The sequence below is a fragment of the Allostigmatella hybrida genome, from assembly GCF_020103775.1.
GTDB lineage: Bacteria > Myxococcota > Myxococcia > Myxococcales > Myxococcaceae > Hyalangium > Hyalangium aurantiaca.
Window position 1 is genome coordinate 662,471 of the sequence record NZ_JAHXBH010000001.1, and the last position, 24,812, is coordinate 687,282.

General features: G+C 70.9%; 24 protein-coding genes. 10 read left to right on the top strand and 14 right to left on the bottom strand.

Annotated features, from left to right (window positions below; genetic code table 11):
* Nucleotides 1-27: 27 nt before the first annotated feature.
* Both KY661_RS02575 and KY661_RS02580 read right to left on the bottom strand, forming a co-directional pair.
* Nucleotides 28-1,857, bottom strand: a complete 1,830-nt coding sequence (locus KY661_RS02575; RefSeq protein WP_225408666.1) for a hypothetical protein — start codon at nucleotides 1,855-1,857, stop codon at nucleotides 28-30.
* Nucleotides 1,854-3,116, bottom strand: coding sequence for an Hsp70 family protein (locus KY661_RS02580; protein ID WP_225408667.1), 1,263 nt, complete (start codon nucleotides 3,114-3,116; stop codon nucleotides 1,854-1,856). The genes KY661_RS02575 and KY661_RS02580 overlap by 4 nt, the downstream gene beginning before the upstream one ends.
* 156 nt (nucleotides 3,117-3,272) lie before the next feature.
* Between KY661_RS02580 and KY661_RS02585 the strand changes: the two genes are divergently transcribed.
* On the top strand, nucleotides 3,273-3,995 hold the full coding sequence (locus tag KY661_RS02585; RefSeq protein WP_225408668.1) for a hypothetical protein: 723 nt from the start codon (nucleotides 3,273-3,275) through the stop codon (nucleotides 3,993-3,995).
* Between the two features lie 3 nt (nucleotides 3,996-3,998).
* On the opposite strand, the gene KY661_RS02590 is transcribed toward KY661_RS02585, so the two are convergent.
* The 6 genes from KY661_RS02590 to KY661_RS02615 form a co-directional block, all read right to left on the bottom strand.
* Nucleotides 3,999-4,889 (bottom strand): CHAD domain-containing protein, encoded by an 891-nt coding sequence (locus KY661_RS02590; RefSeq protein WP_225408669.1) that lies wholly within the window; start codon nucleotides 4,887-4,889, stop codon nucleotides 3,999-4,001.
* A 6-nt stretch (nucleotides 4,890-4,895) separates the two neighbouring features.
* Entirely contained in the window at nucleotides 4,896-5,423 is a 528-nt protein-coding gene (locus KY661_RS02595) for an inorganic diphosphatase (RefSeq protein ID WP_225408670.1), read from the bottom strand.
* A gap of 108 nt (nucleotides 5,424-5,531) precedes the next feature.
* Complete coding sequence (locus KY661_RS02600; RefSeq protein WP_225408671.1) at nucleotides 5,532-6,998, bottom strand: protein adenylyltransferase SelO; 1,467 nt, start codon at nucleotides 6,996-6,998, stop codon at nucleotides 5,532-5,534.
* A 6-nt stretch (nucleotides 6,999-7,004) separates the two neighbouring features.
* Nucleotides 7,005-7,628 carry a glutathione S-transferase N-terminal domain-containing protein gene (locus tag KY661_RS02605; protein WP_225408672.1) on the bottom strand — a complete coding sequence of 208 codons (624 nt, stop codon included), beginning with the start codon at nucleotides 7,626-7,628 and terminating at the stop codon, nucleotides 7,005-7,007.
* 100 nt (nucleotides 7,629-7,728) lie between these two features.
* Nucleotides 7,729-8,268, bottom strand: a complete 540-nt coding sequence (dps, locus tag KY661_RS02610) for a DNA starvation/stationary phase protection protein Dps (RefSeq protein ID WP_225408673.1) — start codon at nucleotides 8,266-8,268, stop codon at nucleotides 7,729-7,731.
* A gap of 133 nt (nucleotides 8,269-8,401) precedes the next feature.
* Nucleotides 8,402-9,532: an esterase/lipase family protein gene (locus tag KY661_RS02615; RefSeq protein WP_075010231.1), complete on the bottom strand. Its 1,131-nt coding sequence runs from the start codon at nucleotides 9,530-9,532 to the stop codon at nucleotides 8,402-8,404.
* 290 nt (nucleotides 9,533-9,822) lie between these two features.
* On the opposite strand from KY661_RS02615, the gene KY661_RS02620 reads away from it, so the two are divergent.
* On the top strand, nucleotides 9,823-10,425 hold the full coding sequence (locus tag KY661_RS02620) for an adenylate/guanylate cyclase domain-containing protein (protein WP_225408674.1): 603 nt from the start codon (nucleotides 9,823-9,825) through the stop codon (nucleotides 10,423-10,425).
* Between the two features lie 32 nt (nucleotides 10,426-10,457).
* Entirely contained in the window at nucleotides 10,458-11,111 is a 654-nt protein-coding gene (locus tag KY661_RS02625) for a glutathione S-transferase family protein (protein WP_225408675.1), read from the top strand.
* A 3-nt stretch (nucleotides 11,112-11,114) separates the two neighbouring features.
* Here the strand turns inward: KY661_RS02625 and KY661_RS02630 are convergent, their stop codons facing one another.
* From KY661_RS02630 to KY661_RS02640, 3 genes are all read right to left on the bottom strand, one after another.
* Complete coding sequence (locus tag KY661_RS02630) at nucleotides 11,115-11,720, bottom strand: HAD family hydrolase (protein ID WP_398577127.1); 606 nt, start codon at nucleotides 11,718-11,720, stop codon at nucleotides 11,115-11,117.
* Nucleotides 11,721-11,729: 9 nt separating this feature from the next.
* On the bottom strand, nucleotides 11,730-13,631 hold the full coding sequence (locus KY661_RS02635; protein ID WP_225408676.1) for a methyl-accepting chemotaxis protein: 1,902 nt from the start codon (nucleotides 13,629-13,631) through the stop codon (nucleotides 11,730-11,732).
* Nucleotides 13,632-13,749: 118 nt separating this feature from the next.
* Nucleotides 13,750-14,184, bottom strand: a complete 435-nt coding sequence (locus KY661_RS02640; protein ID WP_225408677.1) for a host attachment protein — start codon at nucleotides 14,182-14,184, stop codon at nucleotides 13,750-13,752.
* A 214-nt stretch (nucleotides 14,185-14,398) separates the two neighbouring features.
* Between KY661_RS02640 and KY661_RS02645 the strand changes: the two genes are divergently transcribed.
* The 5 genes from KY661_RS02645 to KY661_RS02665 all read left to right on the top strand — a co-directional run bounded on the left by KY661_RS02645 (nucleotide 14,399) and on the right by KY661_RS02665 (nucleotide 19,469).
* Entirely contained in the window at nucleotides 14,399-15,520 is a 1,122-nt protein-coding gene (locus tag KY661_RS02645; protein ID WP_225408678.1) for a M20/M25/M40 family metallo-hydrolase, read from the top strand.
* Nucleotides 15,521-15,559: 39 nt separating this feature from the next.
* On the top strand, nucleotides 15,560-16,780 hold the full coding sequence (locus tag KY661_RS02650; RefSeq protein ID WP_225408679.1) for a PEGA domain-containing protein: 1,221 nt from the start codon (nucleotides 15,560-15,562) through the stop codon (nucleotides 16,778-16,780).
* A 2-nt stretch (nucleotides 16,781-16,782) separates the two neighbouring features.
* Nucleotides 16,783-17,043 carry a hypothetical protein gene (locus tag KY661_RS02655; protein ID WP_075010224.1) on the top strand — a complete coding sequence of 87 codons (261 nt, stop codon included), beginning with the start codon at nucleotides 16,783-16,785 and terminating at the stop codon, nucleotides 17,041-17,043.
* 271 nt (nucleotides 17,044-17,314) lie between these two features.
* A complete protein-coding gene (locus tag KY661_RS02660) occupies nucleotides 17,315-18,760 on the top strand; it encodes a serine/threonine-protein kinase (protein WP_225408680.1) in 1,446 nt (481 codons plus the stop codon).
* Nucleotides 18,732-19,469: a tetratricopeptide repeat protein gene (locus KY661_RS02665; RefSeq protein WP_225408681.1), complete on the top strand. Its 738-nt coding sequence runs from the start codon at nucleotides 18,732-18,734 to the stop codon at nucleotides 19,467-19,469. Before KY661_RS02660 ends, KY661_RS02665 begins: the two co-directional genes overlap by 29 nt.
* Before the next feature lie 37 nt (nucleotides 19,470-19,506).
* Here the strand turns inward: KY661_RS02665 and KY661_RS02670 are convergent, their stop codons facing one another.
* The 3 genes from KY661_RS02670 to KY661_RS02680 form a co-directional block, all read right to left on the bottom strand.
* A complete protein-coding gene (locus tag KY661_RS02670) occupies nucleotides 19,507-20,052 on the bottom strand; it encodes an FHA domain-containing protein (RefSeq protein WP_225408682.1) in 546 nt (181 codons plus the stop codon).
* 110 nt (nucleotides 20,053-20,162) lie between these two features.
* Nucleotides 20,163-21,017 (bottom strand): ATP-grasp domain-containing protein, encoded by an 855-nt coding sequence (locus KY661_RS02675; protein ID WP_317987204.1) that lies wholly within the window; start codon nucleotides 21,015-21,017, stop codon nucleotides 20,163-20,165.
* 22 nt (nucleotides 21,018-21,039) lie between these two features.
* Entirely contained in the window at nucleotides 21,040-22,653 is a 1,614-nt protein-coding gene (locus KY661_RS02680; RefSeq protein ID WP_225408683.1) for a serine/threonine-protein kinase, read from the bottom strand.
* Nucleotides 22,654-22,909: 256 nt separating this feature from the next.
* Between KY661_RS02680 and KY661_RS02685 the strand changes: the two genes are divergently transcribed.
* Nucleotides 22,910-23,503 carry a hypothetical protein gene (locus KY661_RS02685; RefSeq protein ID WP_225409175.1) on the top strand — a complete coding sequence of 198 codons (594 nt, stop codon included), beginning with the start codon at nucleotides 22,910-22,912 and terminating at the stop codon, nucleotides 23,501-23,503.
* A 165-nt stretch (nucleotides 23,504-23,668) separates the two neighbouring features.
* On the top strand, nucleotides 23,669-24,781 hold the full coding sequence (locus tag KY661_RS02690) for a Gfo/Idh/MocA family protein (protein ID WP_225408684.1): 1,113 nt from the start codon (nucleotides 23,669-23,671) through the stop codon (nucleotides 24,779-24,781).
* Nucleotides 24,782-24,812: the final 31 nt, after the last annotated feature.

Sequence of the window (24,812 nt, forward strand, 5' to 3'; positions counted from 1 at the left end):
AAACCTCACGGTGGGGTCTTCCCAGAATCATGGCACCTGCGGCCTGGGGTAGATGCGGCCGCGGAGCTTCTCGGTCTTCCGGCGCCGGTGCGCGTTGCCCTCATCGAGCAGCGTGGCCAGCGAGTACTGCCGCAGGGCCGGGAGCAGGTGTCCCTCGCGCACCAGCGCATCACCGCGCTGGTCCGCCAGCTCCGCCAGCCGTTCGCGTGAGGCTTCGTCCGGAAGCTGCTCCGCCGCCGTGTACGCGCGCACACAGCGCCAGCGGTGCAGGGCCCGCTGCGCCTGGTCCTCCCGGATCTCCTGCTCGAAGCGCTGGAGATGGGCCGCCGGGTCCAGGGCGAGGGTGGCCGCCTTGCTCTCGGGGCAGCGCGGATCCTCCGTGGGGGTCAGCCCGTTGAGCATGAAGAAGGACCCTCCGATGGAGTGGTAGTTCCCCATGAGCTTCTGGAAGCCCGCCAGGTGTCCGCTGGGGCCGTGCGCGTCCAGCAGGATGCACGGGCCCTCCGAGAGGAGGTAGTCCTCCAGCGCCGGGTAGTTGTTCGCGTGGTGGGCCACGGCGTAGTCCGCCAGCCCCGCCACGTCGATGATCTCCGCGTCGCGGAGCACCATCGCCTGGCCTCCCAGGTCCGGGTAGCCCAGCAGCGGGTGGACCTGGCCCAGCGCCTGGGTCTGGGTGCGCACCCTCCGGAAGTTGCCCGCGATGAGCGTGTAGGGCAGCTCCGGGTTGGCCTGCACCTCGGGCGCCCGCGCGATGCTCGCGCGCAAGCCGGGCACGCCCACGGTCAGCGCCGCCCCGGTGACCGCCACCAGGCTCAGCCGCGCGGGCATCCGTCCCCGCCCTTGGGCCACCCACCGCGCGCTCATCGCCCGCGCCCCCGAGAGGCCCACCGCCATCGCCGCGCCCAGGAGCGGCACCAGGGGCGCGAAGAAGCGCCACTCGCGCATCCAGTCCCCCTTGGCGCTCCACACGAAATAGAGGCCGCAGCCCATGTAGAGCAGGGCCAGCACCGTCTGGCGGGCCACCGCCCCCCGTCCCGCGAGCCCGAACAGCCACCCGGCCGCCGCCAGGACGCACAGCGGCTTATAGGTGAGCCAGAAGTTCCGGAAGTACGCCGCCGCGTTGAACTCCCAGAATTGCTTCGCGTAGTAGGTGTTGGGCAGCCAGTCCGCGAAGTAGCACCAGCGCACCCCCAGCCAGCCGCCCACCAGCGCGAGCAGCCACAGGAAGATGCGCAGCTCCTGCCGCCCGGGCCACCGCCGCTCCAGGGCCCGGCTCCCCACCCAGAGCGCGCCCGCCGCCGTGGTGAAGAGCGCGCCCTCGGGCCGGGTGAGGCACAAGAGCCCCAGCGCCCAGCCCACGTGCGCCGTCCGCCCGGTGCGCAGCTCCCGCAGGAGGAAGAACCCCGAGAGGCCCAGCAGGAAAGCCTCCAGGCCCGTCTCCATGCCGCTGGAGATCCAATAGGCGTAGGTCGGGTTGAGCGCCGCGACGCACGGCGCCACCGCGTCCTCCAGGCGCCACCGGCGTCCCTCCGCCGCGGGCCCCCACGCGGCGACGGCCGGCAGCGCCAGCACCCCGAACACGATGCCCAGCCCGTGGGTGAAGGGGACGGGCTTCAGGTGCAGCGGGTGGCTCAGCCCCAGCAGCAACGTCCACAGGGGATTGGAGAAGCCCTCCACGGGCTGGGAGGCGGGGGTGACGCGCAGCCCCTCGCCCGAGAAGAAGGTGAGGCCATAGGCCAGCGAGATGGCCGCGTCGTCCACGATGGGAACGGCGAGGTAGTGGCAGTGGTACGCCAGCCCCGCCATCGCGACGAGGAGCACGCCCGCCGTGAGCCATGGCTCCACCCGCGGGTTCATGACCTCTGGGCGAGCGCGGCGGAGGCCCGGCCAAGTCCTTCGGCCACCGAGGTGAACGCATCCGCGGTGCGCACCCGGCCCTCGCCGAAGCGGTTGACGTAGAGCTGGCGCACGGCGGGGATCTGCGAGGAGCCGCCCGTGAGGAACACCGCGTCGATCTCTCCCGAGCCCGCGCACCGGTCCAGCAGCCCCTGCGTGCACTGGTCCAGCTCGGTGAGCAGCGGCTGGCAGAACGTGTCGAACTCCTCGCGGGTGATGCGCTCGTGCAGGGTGATGCGCGCCTCCTCGAAGTCCAGCGTTGCCTCCGTCTCCTGGGAGAGCTTGACCTTGACCGCCTCGATGGCCCGGAACAGCCGGTAGCCCAGGTTCTCCATCACCAAGTCATACAGCGCCTCGGCCGTCTGGGGCTGGTCGCTCGTCTCCAGCATCATCTCCAGCAGCTCCTGGGTGGACTTCTCCCGGATGAAGGACATCTCGTGCCAGGACAGCAGCTTGGCCATGACGTGCTGGGGCACCTTCAGCCGCTTGTCCGTGAGCCCGCGGACGCGGTACGTGGTGCCCGCGCCGAAGCGGGGCAGCAGCTTGTGGCGCATGATCTCCGCGTCGAAGCGGTCACCGCCAATGCGCACACCCGTGGAGCCCACCACGTCCGCGCGCCGGTCCAGCTGCTCCCGCCGCGAGGGCCCCAGCCGCATCAGCGTCAGGTCCGTGGTGCCGGCGCCGAAGTCCGCCACCAGCACCAGCTCGTCCCGCGTGAGCTGGGCCTCGTAGGCGAGCGCCGCGGCGATGGGCTCGATGAGGAACTGGATGCGGGTGAAGCCCGCGAGCTCCGCCGCCTTGCGCAGCCGCTGCTCGGCGAGCGCGTCCGCTTCCGCGTCCTCGGTGAAGACGGCGGGCCGGCCCATCATCACGGCCTCGGGGGCACTGCCCAGGTGGGCGCCCATGGCCTCGCGCACGCGGCGCAGGAGCAGCGCCACCAGGTCCTCGATGGTCATGGTGCGGCCGTTGACCTGGGTGGCCCGGAACGAGCGGCTGTGCAGGAAGGACTTCACCGACTGGATGAAGCGCCCGGCGTTGTCTTCCAGATACCGGTTAATCGCGGGAGTCCCGGCGTACACGGAGCGCTCTTCCTCGGGGAAGAAGAGGACGGAGCGGAAGAGGCGCTGCTCGCGGGTTTCCAGGGCAATGGGCAGCACCGTGCCATCCGGCAGGGCCGCCGCGGTGTTACTGGTTCCAAAGTCGAGACCACAAACGTGCATCCTCGCCGCTTACCGCTGAACCCGGCTCAACGGTAGAGGCATCTCGCGGGCACACCGGGGGAGCAGGCGGACGCAGCTCCCGGGTTGCCTGGAGACGGGTTGGCGTCCGGCGCCCGAGCGTCATCTTTCCCGTGTCCACCTCACAACGGAGAGACCATGAAACGGGGCGCCATCGGGGTATCGGCTGGCATCGCCGCACTGCTGTTGAGCACAGGGTGCGACCAGAACAAGACCTTATCGGCCCGGCAAGAAGGCGAGCAGACCTCTGCCTCCCAGGTCGTCGCTCAGGCGCATGAGCGCACGGAGAAGGCCTTCGGCCAGGCAGAGGACGCGCAGAAGGAGGCCAACCAGCAGCAGGATCAGGCCACGCGGGCGCAGGCATCTGTCGAGGATGCACGCGAGGAGCTGGCGGATGCCCAGAACCGGGCCCAGCAGGAGATCCGGGAGGCGCAGCAGGCCCAGCAGCAGGCCCAGCAGGCGGAGCAGACCGTCGCGGCGGCTCAGTCGAGCGCGCTGGAGGCCCAGCGCCAGCAGCAGACGGAGCTGTCCCAGCAGGCCCAGCAGCCCGTGGCCCCCGCCGCCACCCAGGGCGCGCAGTTCATCGACGGAGAGGTGCTGACGGTCAACGCCCAGGAGGTGCTGGTGAGCGTGCGCGGCGAGCCCCAGGTCCGGCTCCAGCTCGCCCCCACCACCCAGGTGCTCGTGGATGGGCGGCAGGCCCGCGCCACGGACATCGAGGAGGGCAGCCAGATCCGAGCCTCCTATCAGGACGTGGGCGGGGAGCCCCGGGCCGTGCGCGTCGAGGTGACGTCCCAGCCGGCCGGGTACCCAGCCGTGCCCGAGAGTGGCGAGTCCACGCCCGGGGCCGTGGGGCCGTAAGGCTCAGCGCAGCAGCCGGCGCAGTCCGCGGATGATCTGCTCTGACTGCCAGCGCTGGAGCTCCCGGGCGATCTCCGCCGCGCGCTTGGCGCGCTCCTGCCGCACCGTCTCCAGGAGCTTCCGGGCCGCTTCCCGCTCCGGGGAGGTGGCCTCGGCGGCGGTGTGCTCCAGCAGCTCCAGCCGCACGTCCGCGTCGTGCAGCTCGCCCAGGCCATCCTGGAGGGGGACGAGGACCTCCAGGAGCGCGTCCATGGTGCGGCGCAAGGCGGGCTGGAAGATCTCCAGCGCGTAGCGCAGCCGCTTCAGCTCCTTGCGCAGCTCGTGCGCGGAGGCCGCGCCGGGCGCCGTGCCGTACTGCGCCATGCGCTTCTCCACCCGCTTGAGGCGCTGGCGCAGGTGGCGGCGGACCGAGCCTCCTCCATAAGCGCGGGAGTCCTCCAACTGCCCCATCCGCAGGAGCAGCGAGGGCACGGTGCGCTCCGTCCAGCGCTTCAGCGCCTGTTTCAGCCGCTTCGACTTGCCGCCGAGCTGCCCTTGCCGCCGCGCGTGGAGGGACTTGAGGCCCGCACGGTGCTTGGACGGCTGTTGGCGCATGGCCTGGTCCAGCCAGTCTTGCTGGACGTGCAGGTCTCTCACCTCGCCGAGCGCATCCTGGAGTTGCTTCACCCGGCGCTCCACCCTCTTCAGCCGGCCCGCCGGGCGGAAGACCTGGAGGGCCGCGCGCAGGCGGCGGGTGGCCACGCGCATGTCGTGGACGCCCTTCATGGAGAACTCGCCCGAGAGGCTGGCCTCGGGGTGGCGCACGTCGGCCAGGCGGGCCGCGAGGATGCGCCGCGCGGCCTCGTCCAACCGGCTCGCGGGGCTCAGCCCGCGCACGGGCGTGGGATGGGACATGGTGGCTCAGCCCCCCGTGCTTTCTTTCACCAGCCGCTCCGCCTCCTCCGGCCCCTGCCACCCGAGGATGCGCGCGTCCTTGTCCGCGAAGGCCACGACGGTGAGGAAGAAGTGCTCCAACTCCTCCCGCTCGCGCTGGGACACGTCCTCATGGCTGTGCAGGTGCTCGGAGCGCGCCGCGGACACGGGCACCATCAGCAGCCGGTCATTGCGCTCGCGGCCCTGGCCTCCGGATTTCTTCTGCTCCACCTGGAGGACGCCCAGCGCCCGGCAGGGCAACACCACGCCCGGCCAGGTGGCCACGTCCCAGTACACCAGGGCGTCCAGCGGGTCCCCATCGGGCCCCCGGGTGCCGGGGATGAAGCCCCAGTCGAAGGGGTAGCGCAGCCCCCGCGTCAGCGGCCGGCTGATGGTGAAGGCCCGCAGCTTCGGCTCGTACTTCAGCTTCACGGTGGAGCCGCGGGGGGACTCGACCACGACGTGGATCGCGCCTTGCTCGCCCCGGGCGGGCAGCTGGGTGAAGTCGGAGACCATTCTCCGAAGGGTTGGCTGCCTCACCGGGGCCGGCAAGCAGTCTCGCTCCCGGAGGCCGCCGATTGACGCAAAGTGCACGGCGAGAACTCCCGGTCAGGCCGGGAACCGTCAGGAACTGCAGCTCACCTCGAGGCACCGGCCCCAGTGCGGCGGGGGCTCGGCGTAGGCCTCCGCGCCCGGCTGGTCCTCGTAGGGGCGCGAGAGCACCGCGCGCAGGCGGTCCACCTCGCTGAAGTCCCCTTGCTGGGCCCGGGCGATGGCCGTCTGGGCCAGGTAGTTGCGCAGCACGTACTTGGGGTTGACGCGCGCCATGCGCTCGCGGCGCTCGGCGTCCACGCTCCCCTCGGCGGCCAGCCGCGTGCGGTACAGGGCGGCCCACGCATCGAAGCCCTCCGGAGCGGCGAACATCGCCCGCAGGGAGGCGTTGTCCGCCTGGGGCGAGGCGTCGAAGTGCCCCAGGGCCCGGAAGAAGCGGGTGTAGTCCGTGCGGGACTCCGCCATCCGCGCCAGCAGCGTCTCCAGCAGGCCCCGGTCCTCCTCCCGCGTCTCGCGCAGGCCCAGCTTCTGCCGCATCCGGGCCTGCCACTGGGCGGAGTAGGTGGGGGCGAACGTCTCCAGCGCCGCGCGCAGCGCCGCCTCCGGCACGAGCGACAGGAGCGCCTGGGCCAGGCACGCCAGGTTCCACAGGGCGATGCGGGGCTGCTGGTCGAAGGCGTAGCGCCCCGTGTGGTCCGAGTGGTTGCAGATGAAGCCCGGCTCGAAGTCGTCCAGGAAGCCGTAGGGGCCGTAGTCCAGGGTGAGGCCCAGGATGGACATGTTGTCCGTGTTCATCACCCCGTGGGCAAAGCCCACCGCCTGCCACTGCGCGATGAGGCGCGCGGTGCGGTCCACCACCTCCGAGAACAGCCGGGTGTGCCGGTCCGCCGCCCCCTCCAGGTGGGGAAAGTGCCGGGCGATGACGTGGTCCGCGAGCAGGGCCACGTGCTCCGTCTGCCCGGTGTGGGCGAAGTACTCGAAGGTGCCGAAGCGCACGTGCGAGGGGGCCATCCGCACCAGCAGGGCGCCCGTCTCCACCTCCTCGCGGTAGACGGCCTCGGGGCTGCCGAGGATGCACAGGGCGCGGGTGGTGGGAATGCCCAGCGCGTGCATGGCCTCGCTGCAGAGGTACTCGCGGATGGTGGAGCGCAGCACCGCGCGCCCATCGCCCATGCGCGAGAAGGGCGTCGGGCCCGAGCCCTTGAGCTGCACCTCCCAGCGCTCGCCTGCCGCGTTGCGCACCTCGCCCAGGAGCAGCGCGCGCCCATCGCCCAGCCGGGGCACGTACACGCCGAACTGGTGCCCGGCGTACACGGTGGCCACCGGCTCCATGCCCGGCAGCAGCCGCGCGCCGTTCATCACTTCCCCGAACTCCGGGCGCCGGGCCTCGGCCTCATCCAGGTCCAGCAGCCGGAGCGCCTCCGGGCTGACGCTCACCACCCGCGCCTCCGCCAGCGGCGCGGGCCGCACCCGGACGGCGAACTCAGGGGGCAGGGAGGCGTAGGGGTTCTGGAAGGCGAGCTGTTCGAGGGAAGCCATGGGAATTCAACGCGCGAGCGGGGGGACCTTCATCCCCCGCTGGACCGCGGGACGGGCTCCCACGCGCTCCATCCACTGGGGAATCCCGGTCAGGGGCCGGAAGAGCTCCGGGTAGAAGTTCCGGGCCGCCGCCAGCCAGGGGTACAGGGCGATGTCCGCCACGGAGTACGCGCGCGCCACGTAGTCCCGGCCGCTCAGGTGCCGGTCCAGGACGCCCAGAATCCGGCTGCTCTCGTTGCGGTAGCGCTCGATGGCCAGGGGGATTTTCGTGGGGGCGTAGCGGGTGAAGAAGCCGAGCTGCCCCAGCATCGGGCCCACGCCGCCCATCTGGAACATCAGCCACTGCGTCACCTCGGCCTTGCCCGCCGGGTCCGTGGGCAAGAGCCGCCCCGTCTTCTCCGCCAGGTACAGCAGGATGGCGCCGGACTCGAAGAGCTTCAGCCCTCCGGGCACCGAGTGGTCCACGATGGCGGGAATCTTGTTGTTGGGGTTGATGGCCAGGAACTCCGGCCGGAACTGCTCGCCCTGGGCGATGTTCACCATGTGCACGGTGTAGGGCAGCTCCAGCTCTTCCAGAGCGATGGAGGCCTTCTGCCCGTTGGGCGTGGTGAACGTATAGAGATCGATCATGTGAGGACCCTCATGGGGGTGGCCATGGGGGTCCTCTTATATGGCCCGGACGGGCCCCGCGCTTGACGAAAGCGGGGGCCATCCTCCCGGGCGCGCCTCATCAGGCATTGCCGGGCAGCTGCACGTCGTCGCGGCGGGAGCGGTTGGCGGTGGTGCGCGCATCGCCCTGCAGGTGGCTCTCCAGGAACCACAGGTCGAGCTCCACCACGCCCAGGGTTTGCGTGAGCAGGTCCACCGTCACGGGGTCCTCCAGCGCCTCGGAGCGTTGGATGCCATCACGGATGCTCGCCGCGTACCGCGCGAAGCGGTCCACCAGGGCCGAGAGGTGGGCATCCCCATCCACGGCCTGCAAGTCGTACTCGGGCAGCTGGCTGTTCTTGGCCGCCAGGCGGATGGTGCCCTCGGCGTAGCCGCCCAGGGTGCCCGCGCGCTCGGCCATGGCGTCCGCCTGGGTGCGCAGGTGGTCGGCCAGGCTGTCGAACAACTGGTGGCGGCTGATGAAGTGCTTGCCGCGGATGTTCCAGTGCGCCTGCTTCACCTGCCAGTGCAGGTCCACGGCGTTGGCCAGGTTGACGTTCAGAACATCAATGAGATCCTCGCGCGCCTCGGCGGGAAGATTGACGTGACTCGTAAATTTCATGTCCGCGTTCCCCAGCGTCATGCCACGCGGCGGAATGGCCTGCGGGCCTCAGTAGATTGGAGATGGTGAGGACATCCGCCAACCCGTTGTTCCCCGGCCGGAGGGCAAGGGGGCAGGCGAGCCATGCCGCGCGTCACTCGTTCAGCAGGAAGCCGGACACGTCCTTCCAGAGCTTCTCGAACTGGGGCCTGCGGAAGCCGGAGCCGGAGATGAGCCAGTCCACGTGGGGCGGGTGGTGCGTGGGCTGGTCGAAGTGGCCGATGGCATCCAGGTGGTCGGCCCGCACCGCGCCAATCACCTGGCCGTAGACCTGGGAGCGCGTGGGGACGATGCCGTCACAGGCCTCGGCGTGGGGCAGGGCCCCGTAGGCCTGCACCAGCGCGGCCGTCTGCTCCGCGGTGTGCAGCGGAATGCGGTTGAGCGGCATGTTCCGCGTCTGGCCGTAGAAGAACGCGTATACCGTGTGGGTGAGCTGCGCGTAGGGATCCAACCCCGTGGACAGCCGGGTGCGCAGGGACGGGGGCCGGGCCTGGGTAATCACCGAGCCGTAGCGCACGGTGGGCCGGTCCGAGCAGGCCGCGTTGAACAGGTCGATTCCCTCGGGGGTGAGCTGGGGGATGAGCGAGGTGTCCTTGCCCACGTCTCCCAGGAACCGCGACACCGCCTCGCGGCGGTCCGAGGAGAAGTCGCCCAGGAGTTGGTCGAAGAGCTGGTCGAGCAGCGTCGCCTTCCACCCGAGCTGATCATCCGCGCGCGCCAGCACGTGGCCCAGCCGGAACATCACCCGCAGCGGCAGCCGCCCGAAGCGCAGCACGTACACGGTGAAGAGCGACAGGAGCCGCAGGAGCTGCTGGCCGAAGAGCCCCAGGAAGAAGGAGGCCAGGGGCGTGCCCGCGTGGGGCGTGGACACCGTCACCACGGAGCGCACGCGGCTGGCGTACAGCTCCAGCGCCAGCCCCTCGCGCAGCGAGGCCCCGGGGCTGACGAACAGCCGCGAGTCCAGCCCGCCGGTGGAGTGGCCGATGAAGTGGATGGGCCCCTCGTCCTCGCTGGCCGTCTCCTGCACGGCCTTGAGCAGGTCCGCCGTGCGCTGCCGGATGGAGGCGGTGGGGTGGGACAGGATGGCCACCACCTCGGCCTCTACCCCGCGCCGGGCGAACTCCGCCTGGAGGAAGTCGCGGACGTGGCCGAAGTACAGCAGCTCCCCCAGGTTGGTGAAGCCGAAGAAGCCTGGGACCAGGTAGATGTGCTGCTTGGGGGGCATTCCGTCCCACCTTCCGGCCTCTTGGGCTTCGACTCAAGCCCCATGCACGGCGCTTCGCCCGGGGATTTCCCTCCGGTTCACGGCCAGTGTGAGGCACGCGACGCGGCGTTGGCGCATTGCGTCGAGAAGGACGCACTTGCGGGGAGTCCGGAGGGACAGGCCCCTGGGGTGGGGATTACCCTCCGGGGTCAGGTGGCCCTTTTGGGGTCTTCAGGGCGAGTACAGGCTGGAAATCTGTCTTCACGCTAACATTCTCAGCTGAGCCGGGGGGGAAGGGGAGGCGTCACGCCATGGTGGAAGCACCGCAGGCCGAGATTCGCAGTGTCACGGCGGTCATGTTCACGGCGATGGTTTCACGGGAGGCCCGGGTTCCGCAGGAGGAGGCACTGGAAGGAGAGCTGAGGGCGGAGCATGCCCGCCTCGTCCGGGAGCTGCTGCCCCGCCAGGGTGGGCGGGAGGTGAAGGCGACGGAGGATGGCTTCCTGCTCGCGTTCGACGGAGGGCTGCCGGCGGTGCGATTTGGCGTGGCGCTCCAGGACGCGCTGCGCTGTTACAACCAACAGGCCCCCGCCGAGCGGCAAATGGCGCTGCGCATCGGCGTCCATGTGGGCCCGGTGGTCTCCCACGAGGGGGATTTGTTCGGTGAGGGCGTGAACCTGGCGGCGCGCATCGAGGCGCTCGCCCGGCCGGGCACGCTCTACGTCAGCGAGGCGGTGATGCGGCAGGTGGATGGCCACGCGCTGCCGCCCGCCCTGCGCTTCCGGCGCAATGCCCTCAAGGGGCTGCGGCTGCCCGTGGAGGTGTTCCGCATCGAACCGCGCGAGGCCCCGCCCCGGCCGCGGCTGTTGGCCCGCGTCCGTTCGCTCCTCGCCCCCAAGCGCGCCAGGGGTTGAACCGCGCCCGCCGGGCGGTAGGGTTGCCGCCCATGGCCGAACTCACGCTCATCGTCGCGTCGAAGAACTACTCTTCCTGGTCGCTGCGCCCCTACCTCGCCCTGGCCCACGTGGGGCAGCCGTTCCGCGAGGTGGTGGTGCCGCTCGGTGAGGCGGACACCGCGCGCAGCGTCGCCCGGTACTCGCCCAGCGGGCGTCTGCCCACGCTGCAGCACGGGGAGCTCGTCATCTGGGACTCGCTGGCCATCTGCGAGTACCTGGCGGAGACGTTCCCCCAGGCCCGCTTGTGGCCCCAGGCGGCCGCGGCCCGCGCGCATGCGCGCTCCGTGGTGGCCGAGATGCACTCGGGCTTCCAGGCGCTGCGCGAGCACATGCCCATGAACATCCGCGCCCGGAAGCCGGGCCGGGCGCGCCCGCCCGCCGTGGACGAGAACATCGCCCGCATCCAGGCGGTGTGGGCCGAGTGCCGGGGCCGCTTCGGGCAGGGTGGGCCGTTTCTCTATGGGCACTTCACCATCGCGGACGCCTTCTTCGCGCCCGTCGTCACCCGCTTCGTCACCTACGGCGTGGCGCTGGAGCCGGTGAGCCAGGCGTACGCGGACGCGGTGCTCGCCCTGCCGGCGTTCCAGGCCTGGGCGGAGGCGGGCAAGGCCGAGCCGCTCATCGCCCGCTACGAGCAGCCGTAGGCCTCAGAGCCCCAGCGCCGCGAGCTGCGCGGCGAAGGCGGGCGCGGTGGTGAAGAGGTGGCCGCGGATGCCCAGCGCGTTCGCGGCCTCCACGTACTCGGGCAGGTCATCGAAGAAGGCGGCCTCGTGCGGCGCGCAGCCGGCGCGCTCCAGGGCGAGCTGGAAGAAGGCGGGCTCGGGCTTCACGAGGCCCACCTCGCAGCTCATCAGCACCGCGTCGAAGCGCTGGAGCAGGGGCAGCCGGGGCCGCAGGTACGCCACGTGGAGCACGTTGGTGTTGGACAGCAGCACCCGCTTCACCCGGCCCTCCAGCGCCTCCACCAGGGGCAGCACCGCCTCGTGCACGGTGAAGTGGCTGCTCCACAGCGGGGCGAACTCCTCCATGGGCAGCTCCACCCCCAGCGCCCCGCACACGTCCTGGCGGATGCCCTCCGCGTCCAGCTGCCCCCGGTTGGCCGCCGTCCAGCCCGCGCCGGTGAGCCGCTGCACCACCTCCTGCGGGGGCAGGCCCGCGCGGGCCCCCAGCCGGTGGAAGAGCAGGCCGTTGTCGTGGAAGACCAGGACGTTGCCCAGGTCGAAGATGAGGGCGCGCGGCGGGGGCAGGGGCATGGGGCCCTTCTACACCCGGTAGCTGCGGGCCACGTGCTCCATCTGCTCGGCGACTTCCTGCAGGGTGCGCGCCGCGTTGCTCGTGGACTGGAGGCTCGTCACCGTCTCGTTCATCATCGTGGACAGGTCCGTCACCGCGCCGAAAATCTGGGAGATGCCCGCGTTCTGCTGGCTCACCGCGGCGGCGATCTGCCGCACGGCCGCGGCGTTGTCGTGGACGATGGTGGACAGCTCGCGGAGGTTCTCGCCGCTGGCGCGCACCTGCCCCAGGCCCTCCTCCATCCGCGTGTAGCCCTGCTCCGTCATCTTCGCCGTGGAGAGGATGGCCTGGCTGATGTCCCCCAGGATGTCCCGCACGCGCTCGGTGGCCTGGATGGACTGGTCGGCCAGGGAGCGGATTTCGCGGGCCACCACGCCGAAGCCCTTGCCGTGCTCGCCGCTGCGCACCGCCTCGATGGCGGCATTCAGCGCCAGCATGTTGGACTGGTCGGCCAGGTCCTTCACCGTCTGGGTAATGCCGCCGATCTGCTGGGTGCGCTCGTTGAGCCGGGCGATGCTCTGCGCCATCTGGGCCACCTGCTCCTGGAGGCCCTCGAAGCCCCCGAGGCTGCTGCTGATGGCGGCCTCGCCCGAGCGCCCCACGTCCTCTGCCCGGGAGGCCACGCTGAGCACCGTGTCGGCCTTCTCCGCGGCCAGCAGGGAGGTCTGCTTGATTTCCTGCGCCGTCACCTGCGTCTGCTGGAGCGCGGCGGCCTGGCGCGCGATGTTGCGCTCCTGGTGGCGCGAGGCCTGGTTGAGCTCGCTCACCGTGTTGTTGAGCACCCGCATGCCGTTCTGCAGGCTGGCGGTGGTGTCCCGGAGGTGGCCCAGCATGAGCGCGAACGCGCTGGCCAGCTGCCCCACCTCGTCGTTCGAGGCCTGCACGGGCAGGGGCTGGCTCAGGTCCCGGTCGTGGATGATGCGGCCCACCATGCCGCTGAGCGCCACGAGCGGCCGGGTGACGATGCGGGCCACCAGGAAGGTGCCCATGGCCGCCACCATCATGGCCAGGCCCGTCACGGAGAAGTTCACCAGCAGCGTGCGGGACTCGTCCGCGTAGGCCTCCTCGGGATCCACCTGCGCCACGAAGCGCCAGCCGTCGCCCACGTCGCGGATCCGGCGGTCGTTCTCCATGACGACGGTCAGCGGCTTGGAGCCCGGGCGCGGCGGGGCGCCCCGCGCCTCGAAGAGGCTCGTGCCATCCTCGCGCCGCACCGACAGCGCGAAGCTCAAGTGGGAGCGCAGGCGGGCCCGCTCCAGCGTGGGGGCCACCACCCGGGCCAGGTGCTCCCAGTCATACGCCGCCATCAGCACGCCCAGCGGGGGGGCCTCCGGCTCGCCCACCACGGGCGCCGCCAGGGGCAGCACGCGCTTGCGGAAGATGGAGGAGGCCTGGGGGCTCAGCCCCTTGTCCGTCATCCGCCCCTCGCGCGCGGCGCGGAACCAGGGGCTCTCCAGCACCTCGTCCTGCTGGTCCGAGTAGGCATGGAGCAGGCCCGGGGGGCTGGCCGCGATGGCCTGGCCCTCCAGGTTGAAGAGCACCAGGCCACTGAAGGTGGGCGCGTGGCGCAGCACGGCGGCCAGCTCCGGGGCGGCCACCGCCGGGGTGGGGCCCTCGAGCGCCGCGCGCAGGCTGGGGTCCTCCGCCCAGGTGCGCACGTTCGCCTCGCGCTCGGCGAGCATGGCCTCCACCAAATCCCGCAGGCCCGAGGCTTCCAGGGAGAGCGTGTCCTGAACCTGGAGCCGCACCCGCTCCCGCGAGTCCATGAACTGGAGCCACCCCAGCGCCGCCAGCGGCACCACGTAGAGCAGGGTGGTGTACAGCGTCAGGCGCCCGCGAAGCTTGAGGGTGCCAAGAAGGGGCAGGGTCATGTCGCTCTGGCCAGGAGGAGTACCAGCGACGGGCTGCTTCCCAGGCCGTAGGTCTGAGGGCAGCCCGTCCTGCCTACGAGCGTATCAGAGCCGCAGGGGCTTCCAGAGCGTTCCGTCCCTAAAGGATGGGCACACGGTTGGGCAGCTCACGGGCGGGCAGATTGGAATAGTCCGCATCCAGGTCCAGCACCAGCCGCTGGAGTGCCCGCTTGCTCAGCGTCTTGCGCAGCAGGCCCAGGAAGCTGGGCGGGGCGGCGATGACCAGGCGCTCGAACATGTGGTGGTCCACGCCCCGGTCCAAGTGCGCGCACAGCTCGCGCGCGAACCGCTCGTGCTCCAGGTTCTTCCGGCCGTTGGGCTCCTGCTCGGCCACGGGGCCATGGAGGGTACCGGCGTTGGGGTTGTCCTGCTGCTCCAGCAGGTCCGTGTTGCGCGCCCGGCTGTCGTCGTGGCGGAACTCCTCCAGCAGCTTCCAGTCATCCCCTTGATCGTTCGCGGAGAACAGCCGCACCCGGCTCGCGTTGCCCACCAGAATCCAGAGCTTGTCGGACATTCTTTGATCCTCCCTTGTATAGAGAGGGATGCGGATGGGGAGCGCACCCGGCAAGCTTCCGGCCAGCCCTGGTACCCCCGCCGGGCGCCAGGGGAGCAAGCACACAAGGGGACTTTGCGTGTTGCCGGGGCTGACGTATGCCCCCGGCCCGGGAGGCCTCATGCGCGAGTTGGGAGAAGCGGCTGCCAGGTGGTTGGAGCACAGGACGGGGGAGATGGACGAGGCGCTTGGCGCGCTGGTGCGGGTGAACTCCTACACGGAGAACCCGGCCGGGGGCCGGACGCTGGCGGGCCTGCTGCGCGAGGGCTTCGCGGTGCCTGGACTCTCCGCCGAGCTGGTGCTCAGCGCCCGCTTCGCCGATCATCTCGTGTTCCGCTCCGCGGGGAGGGCCGGCGTGCGGCCCGTGGCCCTGGTGGGACATTTGGATACTGTCTACCCCCCGGGCCGGTTCGAGGGCTACCGGAAGGAGGGGGGGCTGCGGCGGGGGCCCGGCGCGTTGGATCCGAAGGGCGGGCTCATCGTCATGGCCTGGGCGCTCCGGGCGCTGGCGGCCTCGGGGGGGCTGCAGGCGCTGCCGCCGCTGCGGCTGGTGGTGGTCTCGGACGAGGAGGTGGGCTCTCCGGAGGGACAGGGCGTCATCCGCGAGGCGATTGGCGGGGCCCAGGCCTGTCTCGTCTTCGGGGCGGGGCGGCCGGGGGATGCCATCATCACCCAGCGCAAGGGCACGGGGACGCTCAAGGTGGTGGCCCAGGGCCGGGCCGCCCACGCGGGCGAAGCGTACGCGGACGGGGCCAACGCGCTCTGGGCGCTCGCGCGCTTCGTGGACGGGGCGCAGCAGCTCACCGACGCGGAGCGCGGGCTCACGGTCAACGTGGGGCGGGTGGTGGGCGGACAGGGGAAGAACACCGTGCCGGACCGCGCCGAGGCGGACGTGGACCTGCGCTTCTGCTCCCGCGAGGACGGCGAGGCGCTGGTCGCGCGCCTCCAGCACCTGGCCACCCAGGCCTGCCAGGGCATTCCGGGCACCCGGCTGGAGGTGGTGGGCGGGGTGGCGCGCGCGCCCCTGGAGCGCACCGAGGCCTCCGCGGCGCTGATGGCCGCCTACGGCCGGTGCGCCCAGGCCTCGGGGCTGGGCCATGCGGAGTCGCCCCGGGTGGGGGGCGGCTCGGATGCCAGCACCTCCTTTGGGTTGGGCATCCCGTCGATTGACGGACTGGGCCCCCGGGGCCAGGGCTCGCACACGGTGGAGGAGTCCATCGAGGTGGACTCGCTGCGCACCAAGGCCCAGGCGCTGGCGCGCTTCCTGGTCTCGGGACCTGTGCTCTTGCCCTTCTAATCCATTCCGTGTTGGGAGGCGGCGCGGTAAGAAGGGGATATGCGTACTTCCGCCGTTGGCTTCGCCCTCTTGCTGATGCTGGCGCTGGCTTCCGCCGCCCAGGCCCAGGGTATGGGGCTGGATCTGTCCGGCTCCGAGCCCCCTCCCACCGATTCCGACAGCGAGGACACGGGAGATCCCGGCGCCGTCGGCATGGACCTCTCGGCCGATACGGCAGGCGCGGAGCTGTTGCCGCGCGCCGTCATCCTGGGCCTGGACACCCCCGAGCGCGCCGGTGCCGCCGTCGCGGGCCGCTGGCTCCGCGGCCTGTACGGCGCTGTGCGCGGTGTAGGAGGGGTGGCGCTGGGCGCCTCCCTCAAGGAGACCAAGGAGCGGCTGTCGGACGGCTACGAGACGGCGCTCAAGTGCACCTCGGCCTCGTGCCTGGCCGAGCCCTCGGAGACGCTGGATGCGAACCTGCTCGTCACCGCGCGGCTGGCGCTGGAGGACGACGGGTGGACGTTCCGGCTGTGGACGTATGACCACGACCGCGGCGTGGTGGAGACCGACTCGCTGACGGGCCGCAACCCGAAGGACGCGAAGTTCCAGCAGGGCGGCGCGCGGCTGCTGGCCGACCGGCTCAAGTCCCTGGCCAAGCCCCGCTCGGTGCTCAAGGTGAACGTCAACGTGTCCCAGGCGGTGGTGCGCCTGGGCGAGAAGACGCTGGGGGTGGGCAGCCTCGAGGCGCGCGTGCCGCCCGTGGAGTCCACGCTCACGGTCGAGGCGGAGGAGTACTCCACCTATACGAAGAAGCTGAGCCTCAAGCCCGGGGAGACCTCCTCGGTGGACGTGTACCTGGAGTCCTCGGGCCCCGCGCCCGAGGGGCCGGGGGACGAGGTGGCCTCCTCGCGCAAGAAGAAGAGCGGCCCGTCGGGCCCCTCCATCTTCAAGCGGCCCGCGCTCTACACCGCGGTGGCGGGGCTGGTGGCGGTGGGCGTGGGCGCCTTCCTGGGCAGCGATGCCAAGAAGGTGGGCGACCGCGCCGTGGACGCCGACAACAATGGTGTCATCGATATCTCCCGCGGCGAGCGCATCGACGCGCAGAGCCAGGCGAACCTGGCCACGGCGCTGATGGTGGGAGGTGCCGCGGTCACGGCCGGCAGCGTGGTGTGGCTGGTGGTGGTCCCCACGAAGAGCGCGCCGCCCCCGGTGGCGCCGGGGACTGACACCGCGCCGGCCTCCTCCACCGGCCTTCACGTCGTCTTCGGTGGGAGCTTCTGACCATGAATTCCGTTTCTTTCCTGAAGCTGTCGCTGTGCGCCGCCCTCGTCGGACTGTCCTCCGGCTGCAGTGTCGATTTCCCGGACGACAAGCCCTACGCCTGCACCGCCGATGGGGACTGCGGCGGCGATGGCTACGTGTGCGCCACGCTGGGCACCCTGCAGTACTGCTGCCTGCCCGAGCCGGAAGTGTGCGGCAACGGCATCGACGACAACTGCGATGGCAAGGTGGACGAGAGCGGCCCGAACGGTGAGGGCTGCTGAACGGTTCCCGCGCGGGTCCGTGTCCGAGGCAACACGAGTCGTTGTTGCTCAATAGGACTGTACCCACGGCGCAGAAGGCCGGCGGCGGAAGCGGGGGCGGGTGATCCGCTCCCGCTGGCCGGGCCTCCAGGTAGTCCCAGGTGGGATTGCCTTGTAGAGCAGGAAGAGTGTCCGGAGGTGGACGGCCTATCCACGCGGATCGCTCTTTGAGAGAACGTGAAGGGCGCAGATGGGTTGCTAGGGCTCCCTCCAATGGAAAGGTTTCTCTCCCATGGCTGGTGAAGACCTCATCGCACAGACCGTGCTGTCCAGCATGTCCTCCGCCAACGACACAGGCAGGAGCGGTAGTGAGATCCAGGAAGGGGATGTCCTGGGCAACTACCAGCTCGAACGGCTCCTGGGCGAAGGCTCCATGGGCCGGGTGTTCCAGGCGCGCCACGTGCGGCTGGGCCGGCAGGTGGCGCTCAAGGTGCTCCGCCCGGAGCATGCCCGGGACAGTGGCTTCGTCCGGCGCTTCTTCCAGGAGGCGCGCTCCGTCAACCAGATCAACCACGAGCACATCGTCGAGATCTTCGACTTCGTGGAGGAGCCGGAGAAGGGGCGCGTCTACTGCGTGATGGAGCTGCTGCGCGGGCAGAGCCTCGCCGAGGTGCTCAAGGAGGACCGGCTGACGCTCGAGCGCATCCAGCGCATCGGCGTGCAGGTGTGCGCGGCGCTCGGCGCGGCGCACGCGCTCGGCGTGGTGCACCGGGACGTCAAGCCCGACAACCTCTTCCTGGCCCACCGCAGCGGCATGGTGGACTTCGTCAAGGTGCTCGACTTCGGGGTGGCCAAGATTCTCACCTCCGAGGGCACCAACGGCACGCTGGACGGCACCATCATCGGCACGCCCACGTACATGGCGCCCGAGCAGGCCGCGGGGCTGCCGGTGGATCACCGCGCGGACATCTATGCCGTGGGCAACCTGCTCTATGAGCTGCTCGCGGGCCGCCCGCCGTTCCAGGCGCCCGCCTTCGGGCAGCTCGTGGTGCAGATCATCACCCAGCCGCCGCCGGCCCTGCCGGCGAAGCTGGCCTCCGGCGAGCCCATGCCGGCCGCGCTGGCGCAGCTGGTGCTGCGCTGCCTCGCCAAGGAGCCCGAGGCCCGGCCCCAGCAGCTCTCCGAGGTGACGACGGCGCTGCTCCTGCTGGGCGGGGTGAAGCGCTCGGACGTGGCGCTGGAGGACGAAGAGGACGCCATCCCCACGCGCCGCATGAAGGCGGTGAGGAGCTCCCTGCTGCAGGGCCGGGCGCCGGTGCTCATCGGCGGCATGGCGCTGGCGATGCTGGCGGGCGGGCTCACCTGGCGGGGCGTGGAGCGGATGTGGCGTTCGGACGTGGCGGTGGCGGAAGCGCCCGTGGCCGCGCCCGCGCCCGCGCCCGTCCTGGCCCCGGTCACCCTCGATGTGCGCACGGTGCCCGCAGGGGCGCGCGTGGTGCGCGCGGACACGGGCGAGGCGCTCGGGGTGACGCCCCTGGTGAAGCAGTTGCCGAGATCAAACGAGCCCCTCGGGCTGCGGGTGGAGCTGGCGGGTCACGTCTCCCAGGAGCGTGAAGTGCGCCTGGACGCCAACGCCCTCCTCGAGGTGCCCCTGGTGAAGGTCCCGGCCGCGCCGCCGAAGGCCGCGCCCCGGAAGGACATCAAGCGCGATGAACTCATCGATCCGTTCGCGATGTGAGCGGCAGGGCCGGCTCCTCGGCCTCCTGTGGATGCTGGGGCTGGTTCTTCCGCTGGCCGCGAGCGCCGCGGCCCCCACGGAAGAGGCGAAGACCGCGGCCCGGGCGAAGTTCGCCGAGGGCAACGCCTTCTATGAGCAGGGGAACTTCCGTCAGGCCCTGTCCTCGTTCGACGCGGCCTACAACCTGGTGCCCCTGCCGGCCTTCCTCTTCAACGTGGCCCAGTGCCACCGCCAGCTCGGCAGCTACGAGCGCGCGGCCACCTTCTACCGGCGCTACCTGGCGCTCTCGCCGAAGGAGCCGCCCAACGCGCCCCTGGTGAAGGACCTCATCACGGAGATGGACTCCCGCGCGCAGGCGCAGGCGGAGGCCCAGCGCCGCACCGAGCGGGAGAAGACCGCCGCGAAGCCGAAGACGGATCGCCCCAAGGCCGTGGCGGCGCGGGAGTCCAACGCGCGCGCGGCGCCCAAACAGGAAGTCACGCTCAAGGAGGCCGAGCGCCAGGCCGTGGCCAACGCCAGCAAGCCCGCGGTGGCGCCGGCGGCCCTGGGCAAGGGCGCGGCGGGCAAAGAGGTGCGCGAGCCCCTCACCCACAAGTGGTGGGTCTGGGCGGGGGCGGGGGCGGCCTTGCTGCTGACGGGCGGGGTCGTCTACGCGGTGACGGCGCCGGATCCCCGGCCCACGTCGCTGGGCACCGTCTCCTCCCGCTGAGCCCGGGGCGCCCGGGCCGCGCGTGCGGCCGGTGCGCTCACACCACGCGGGCCTGGCCCATCTGCTCGGTCAGGCGGGCGGCGATGCGGCCCAGGCGCGCGGAGAATTCCTCCGGCCCCTGGAAGGTGAGCCGCGCATCCCCCAGCTCCAGGGGCACCTCCGGCTTCAACAGGTGCGGCTGGCCGGGCTGCAGCGGCACCCCGCCGAGCTTCACCGAGCCCGCCTTGGGGTGCGCCTCCACGCGCCACTGCCCCTGCGCGTCCACGGACAGGAGGATGTGCTCGCGCGACACGGTGGCGTCGTTGATGACGAACTCGTTGTGCGTGGCGCGGCCCACCCTCAGCACGGCCTGGGCGGAGGTGGGGGGCACCAGCTCGAAGCAGAGGGCGTCTCCCGGGGGCAGGCAGTCCCGGAGATCCGACACGGGCAGCCGGGTGGCCGCGACGTTCTGCATGTCCGTCTCCGGCACATTCCAGGCGCCCGCCTCCCAGATCAGCCACGGGTGGGGGTAGCGGGCTTGAAACCGCCCTTGAAGGGCCATGCGTTGACGGACGAGGAGCGAGAGCAGGAGTGAGCGCGCCATGGGAGACGGAATTAAACACCGATGGGGGCCCGGGCGCATGACTCCTGTGATCCAGGTGTCCACGACTCGGCGGAACGCGGGCCCCAACGTCCACCGGACCGCACTCGTGGCTACAGCTTCCGGGCCACGGCCTGGGCCAGGCGGAGCGGCGCCTGGGCGTCGAGCCCGAGGAAGAGCCGGGGCTCGGTCGCTTCCAGCTCTTGCAGGCAAGCACGCCCCGCGTTGTCGGTGGCGATGTCCACGCGGGCGTAGAGCAGCGGCTGCCCCACGGCGTCCAGGACATCCTGGGCGAGCCGCAGCTCCTCCGGCCGCGGGTCGATCCGGTGGGGCTCTTCAAAAGCGCGTGGGGTGTTCTCCAGGCCAGGAGGCCGGCGCACGGCGTGGCTGAAGGCGCCATCGAAGAAGATGTAGGAGCGCTCCCCGTCCGTGCCGAAGGTGGAGAGGTAGGGCTGCACCATCACCTCGTCCCCGGCGGCGAGCGGGTCCAGGTGCGCCTGGGCCTGATCCGCCTCCGCGGCCGTGAAGCGATACGTCTTCAGCGCGCCGGCGGACACCACCGGCTTGAGCACCACCTCGCTCCACCCCCGCTCGCGCATCAGCGCGCCCACGTCCAGCGAGCCCCCCTGGGGAACCCAGACGGTGGGGGTGAAGGCGATGCCCTGGGCCTCCAGCGTGCGCAGGTAGGACTTGTGGGTGTTCCAGCGCAGCACCTCGGGCGGGTTGTGGAGCTGGGTGCGCTCGCCCGTGCGGCGGGCCCAGTCCACGAAGGCCTCCCGCCGCAGGTGGGTGTCCCAGGCGGTGCGCACCACCGCCACCTGGGGCACGCTCCAGTCGATCCGGGGATCATCCCAGACACAGGGGCGGGCCTTCAGCCCCAGCGAGGCCAGCGCGGGGATGAGCAGGGCATCGTGGAGGTCGAGCTCCGGCAGGCCCGCGTAGGTGACGATGGCAACGTCCATGTTCATGCGCGTGTCCATGGGGGCCGGTTTACCCTGGGTGTGCCTGGAACCGCTGGTCGATCTCGGTGGACGGCTGGGCGGGGGAGAGCGCCTCGCTGCCCCGGTGCAGCTGGAGCAGGGCCTCCTGTATGGCCAGCGACAGCGCCGCCTGGCCGTGGGGATAGGGGGCCTCCTCTCCCGTGAGCTGGAGCAACTGCTGGCGCAGCTCCCCGCTGTGGGGGGTGCGCCGGCCCAGGTTGCGCTCCAGCAGCCGCATCACCACCGCGTCCAGCGCGGGGGAGACGCCGGGGCGGAAGTGGGAGGGCGGCTTCAGCTCCTGCTCCATGACGGCGAACATCAGGGCGGCCTCGCCCTCGCCCACGAGCAGGCGCTGGCCAGTGATGGCCTCGTGGAGGGTGAGCCCCAGGGCGAACAGGTCCGCGCGCCCATCCATCGGCTCGGCCCGCACCTGCTCCGGGGCCATGTAGCCCAGCTTGCCCCGCACGGTGCCCACCACGGTGAGCTGCGCGCGCGCGGCATCCCGGGCGATGCCGAAGTCCGACAGCTTCACCTCGCCCAGGCGCGAGAGCAGCACGTTGGGCGGGTTCAGGTCCCGGTGCACGAGGTGCAGGGGCTCGCCGGTGCGGTTGGTGCGCCGGTGCAGGTAGTCCAGCGCCGAGGCCAGCTCCGCCCCGAGGAAGGTGACCGCGGACAGGGGCAGCCGGCGCCCGCCCATCACCCGCAGCAGCGTGCTCAGGGGCAGGCCATCCACGTACTCCATGGCCAGGAAGTACGAGTTGGCATGCCGCCCCAGGTCGAACACCTGGACGATGTTGGGGTGGTGCAGGGTGGAGCACAGCTCCGCCTCCCGGCGGAAGAGGGTGACGAAGCCCGCGTCATCCGCGAAGTGGGGGAGGATGCGCTTGAGGGCCACCTGCTTCTCGAAGCCGCCCTCGGGGCAGTAGGTGGCGCGGTACACCTCCGCCATGCCGCCGGTGCCGATGCGCTCGTGCAGCAGGTACTTGCCCATGACTTCCTGCTCGCGCAGGGCCGCGAGCGCCTGGCCCGTCTTGCGCACGAAGTGCCGGGCGAGGATGGCGGTGGCCACGCCGGAGCTGAGCAGGAACACCGCGCGCATGATGATGAAGGGCGGGGTGAGGGTGAGCAGCGGCTCCTCGGGCAGCAGAGGGCGCACGAAGAAGAAGTAGAGCAGCAGGTACTCACCGGCCGCGAGCCCGCCGGCCATCAGCGCCAGCATGGGCTGGGTGCGCAGCGCCGCCAGCACCACCAGCGTGCCCCAGATGACGAGCGTGGGGGCGGTGAGCGCGTAGATGGGCCCCTGGAAGCGCAAGTCGAAGGCCAGCACCACCGAGGGGATGCTGACCTCGATGGCCACGTTGAGCCAGTGGATGACGGGGTGGAACCACCCCGCGCCCAGGGCCCGCCACAGCACCGTGTAATAGACGCACAGCAGGGCCACGAGCCCCAGCAGCGCCCGCGTCAGCCCCCAGCCGATGTAGGGCCCCAGGGCCCCCACCGCCACGAGGCAGGCCGCGGCCAGCCCCGCCATGTAGCCCGCCACGGACGTCTCCCGGGCTTGGGAATCCCGGCGAAGGTGGCTCTTGAGGAAACGGGAAACCGCGGTGGGGTGCGTCGTCGTCATGCTGACGGCACCATAGTGCTTTTGCGGTGAGAACTCGCGGGTTTACGGAGGCCAGGGAGGGCCCCAGGCCTCCCGGGAGGGCGCCCCAACGCCCATTCGCACCCGGCAAACAGATGCAACTTGATTGCGTTTGTATGTTTGTGGCATGTGTGAAGGCGTGGTGCGCGGAGGAGCAGCGCCTGGAGCCGCCGTGAGCGGCCGGCGGGGCTTCCCATGCGCCACATCCTCAGTCCCTCACCCAGGAGCCCCCGTGAAGATGACGCCGTTGTTCCAGAAGGTCCTTCTTGCCTCCAGCCTGTCGTTGCTCATGGGCTGCGGGCAGACCGAAGAGATGTCCGAGGAGACCGTCGAGCAGATGTCCGTTGCTCAGACGCAGGAGCAGGAGCTGCTGTGGGGCCTGCACACGTGTGAGGCCGAGGAGGTGGGCGAGCTCATCGAGCACGCGTGCTACCATGCCGAGTACGGCCCGTTTGTCTCCGTCAGCGCGGCGGCACCTGGCAGCACCACCCTCCCCAACGTCAACGCGCCCCACACCGCCTTCAACATCACGCTGCCGCAGGGCACGTCCTTCGGTTACTCGGGCTCCGTGACGTTCCGTCCCATGGAGTCCACCGAGTACGCGTTCCTCCTGTCCCGTCTCCGGGGGCTGAAGATCTACGACGGCAACACGCTCATCGCGCAGGAGTGCTCGTACCTCATCAGCGAGCCGGCATGCGGCAGCCTCCGCCGGTTGTTGAAGGCGGATCTGGAGGCGGGCAAGGTCTACCGCCTCGAGTTCCAGGCGCTGCTGCCCGCGAACGCCTCCTTCACCTTGCTGGTGGAAGAGGCCGCGCACGATCACGAGGAGTAGCCCTCGGTTCAGGGCAGGCCCCCTCCGGGTGGGGCCTGCCCAACCGCCTTCTCGACAAGCCGTTCCCTGGCTGCTTCCTTCCGGACTGGGCAGCCGAAGCGCGGGGGCCGCCCCGGGGAGCTGTCGTGCGTAGCGTTTTCTCAACGGCTTTCCCGGGAGAAACGCATGGCGCACAAGGTGAAGGGTCCCAAGGTCCGGTACGGCGTGGTGGGCGGCGGCTCCATCTCGCAGATGGCGTTCATGCCGGGGGTGGGCCAGACGCGCAATTCGCAGATGACGGCGCTCGTGACGGGAGACCCCGTCAAGGCAGACAAGCTGGCCAAGCTGTATGGTTTGAAGAGCTACCCCTATGACGACTACGCGCGCCTCTTGTCATCGGGCGAAGTCGATGCCGTCTACGTGGCCACCCCCAACTTCAACCACACGCCCTATGTGGTGCAGGCGCTCAAGGCGGGCATCCATGTGCTGCTGGAGAAGCCCATGGCGGCGAGCGAGGAGGATTGCTGGGCGATGCGGTCGGCGGCCAAGGAGTCGGGGGCCAGGCTGATGATCGCCTACCGGCTGCACTTCGAGCCGGGCACGGTGGAGCTCATCGAGCGCGTGAGGGCAGGGCACTTCGGCCGGGTCCACGCCTTCAACTCGGCGTTCAGTCAAATGGTGAAGCAGTCCAACCACCGGGCGAAGAGCGGCTACTGGGCAGGCCCCGTGCCGGACATGGGCCCCTATCCCATCAACGCCGCGCGCAACCTGTTCGGCACCGAGCCCATCGAGGTCCGCGCCACGGGCTTCCGGACCCCCGGCCGCAGCCTGAACTTCGATGACGTGGTGTCCGTGGTGCTGCGGTTCCCCGAGGACCGGATGGCGCAGTTTGTCGTCGACTACAGCGGCAGCACGGTGCAGCGCTACGAGCTCATCGGGGACAAGGGGACAGTGGAGGTCTCGCCCGCGTACATGTACGGCCCCGAGGCCTGCATCACCTACCGTGCGCAGATCGACGGGAAGTTCGAGGAGCGCCGGCATGCCGCAGTGGATCAGTTCGCGGGCGAGACGGATTACTTCTCCGAGTGCGTGCTCCAGGATCGCGAGCCGGAGGCGGACGGTGAGGAGGGCTGGCTGGATGTCCGGGTCGTGGCCGCCGTCGAGCGGGCCTTGCAGTCGGGGCAACCCCAGAAGCTCCCCGCCTACCAGCGCGGCAAGCGTATCGAGAAGCCCCAGGTGCGCACGCTGCCGCTCGCGAAGCCTCCGGAGCTGATCAACACCGAGGAGCCGAGCGAATGAGGTCCCCGTGACGGGAGGGGGGCGGGAGACG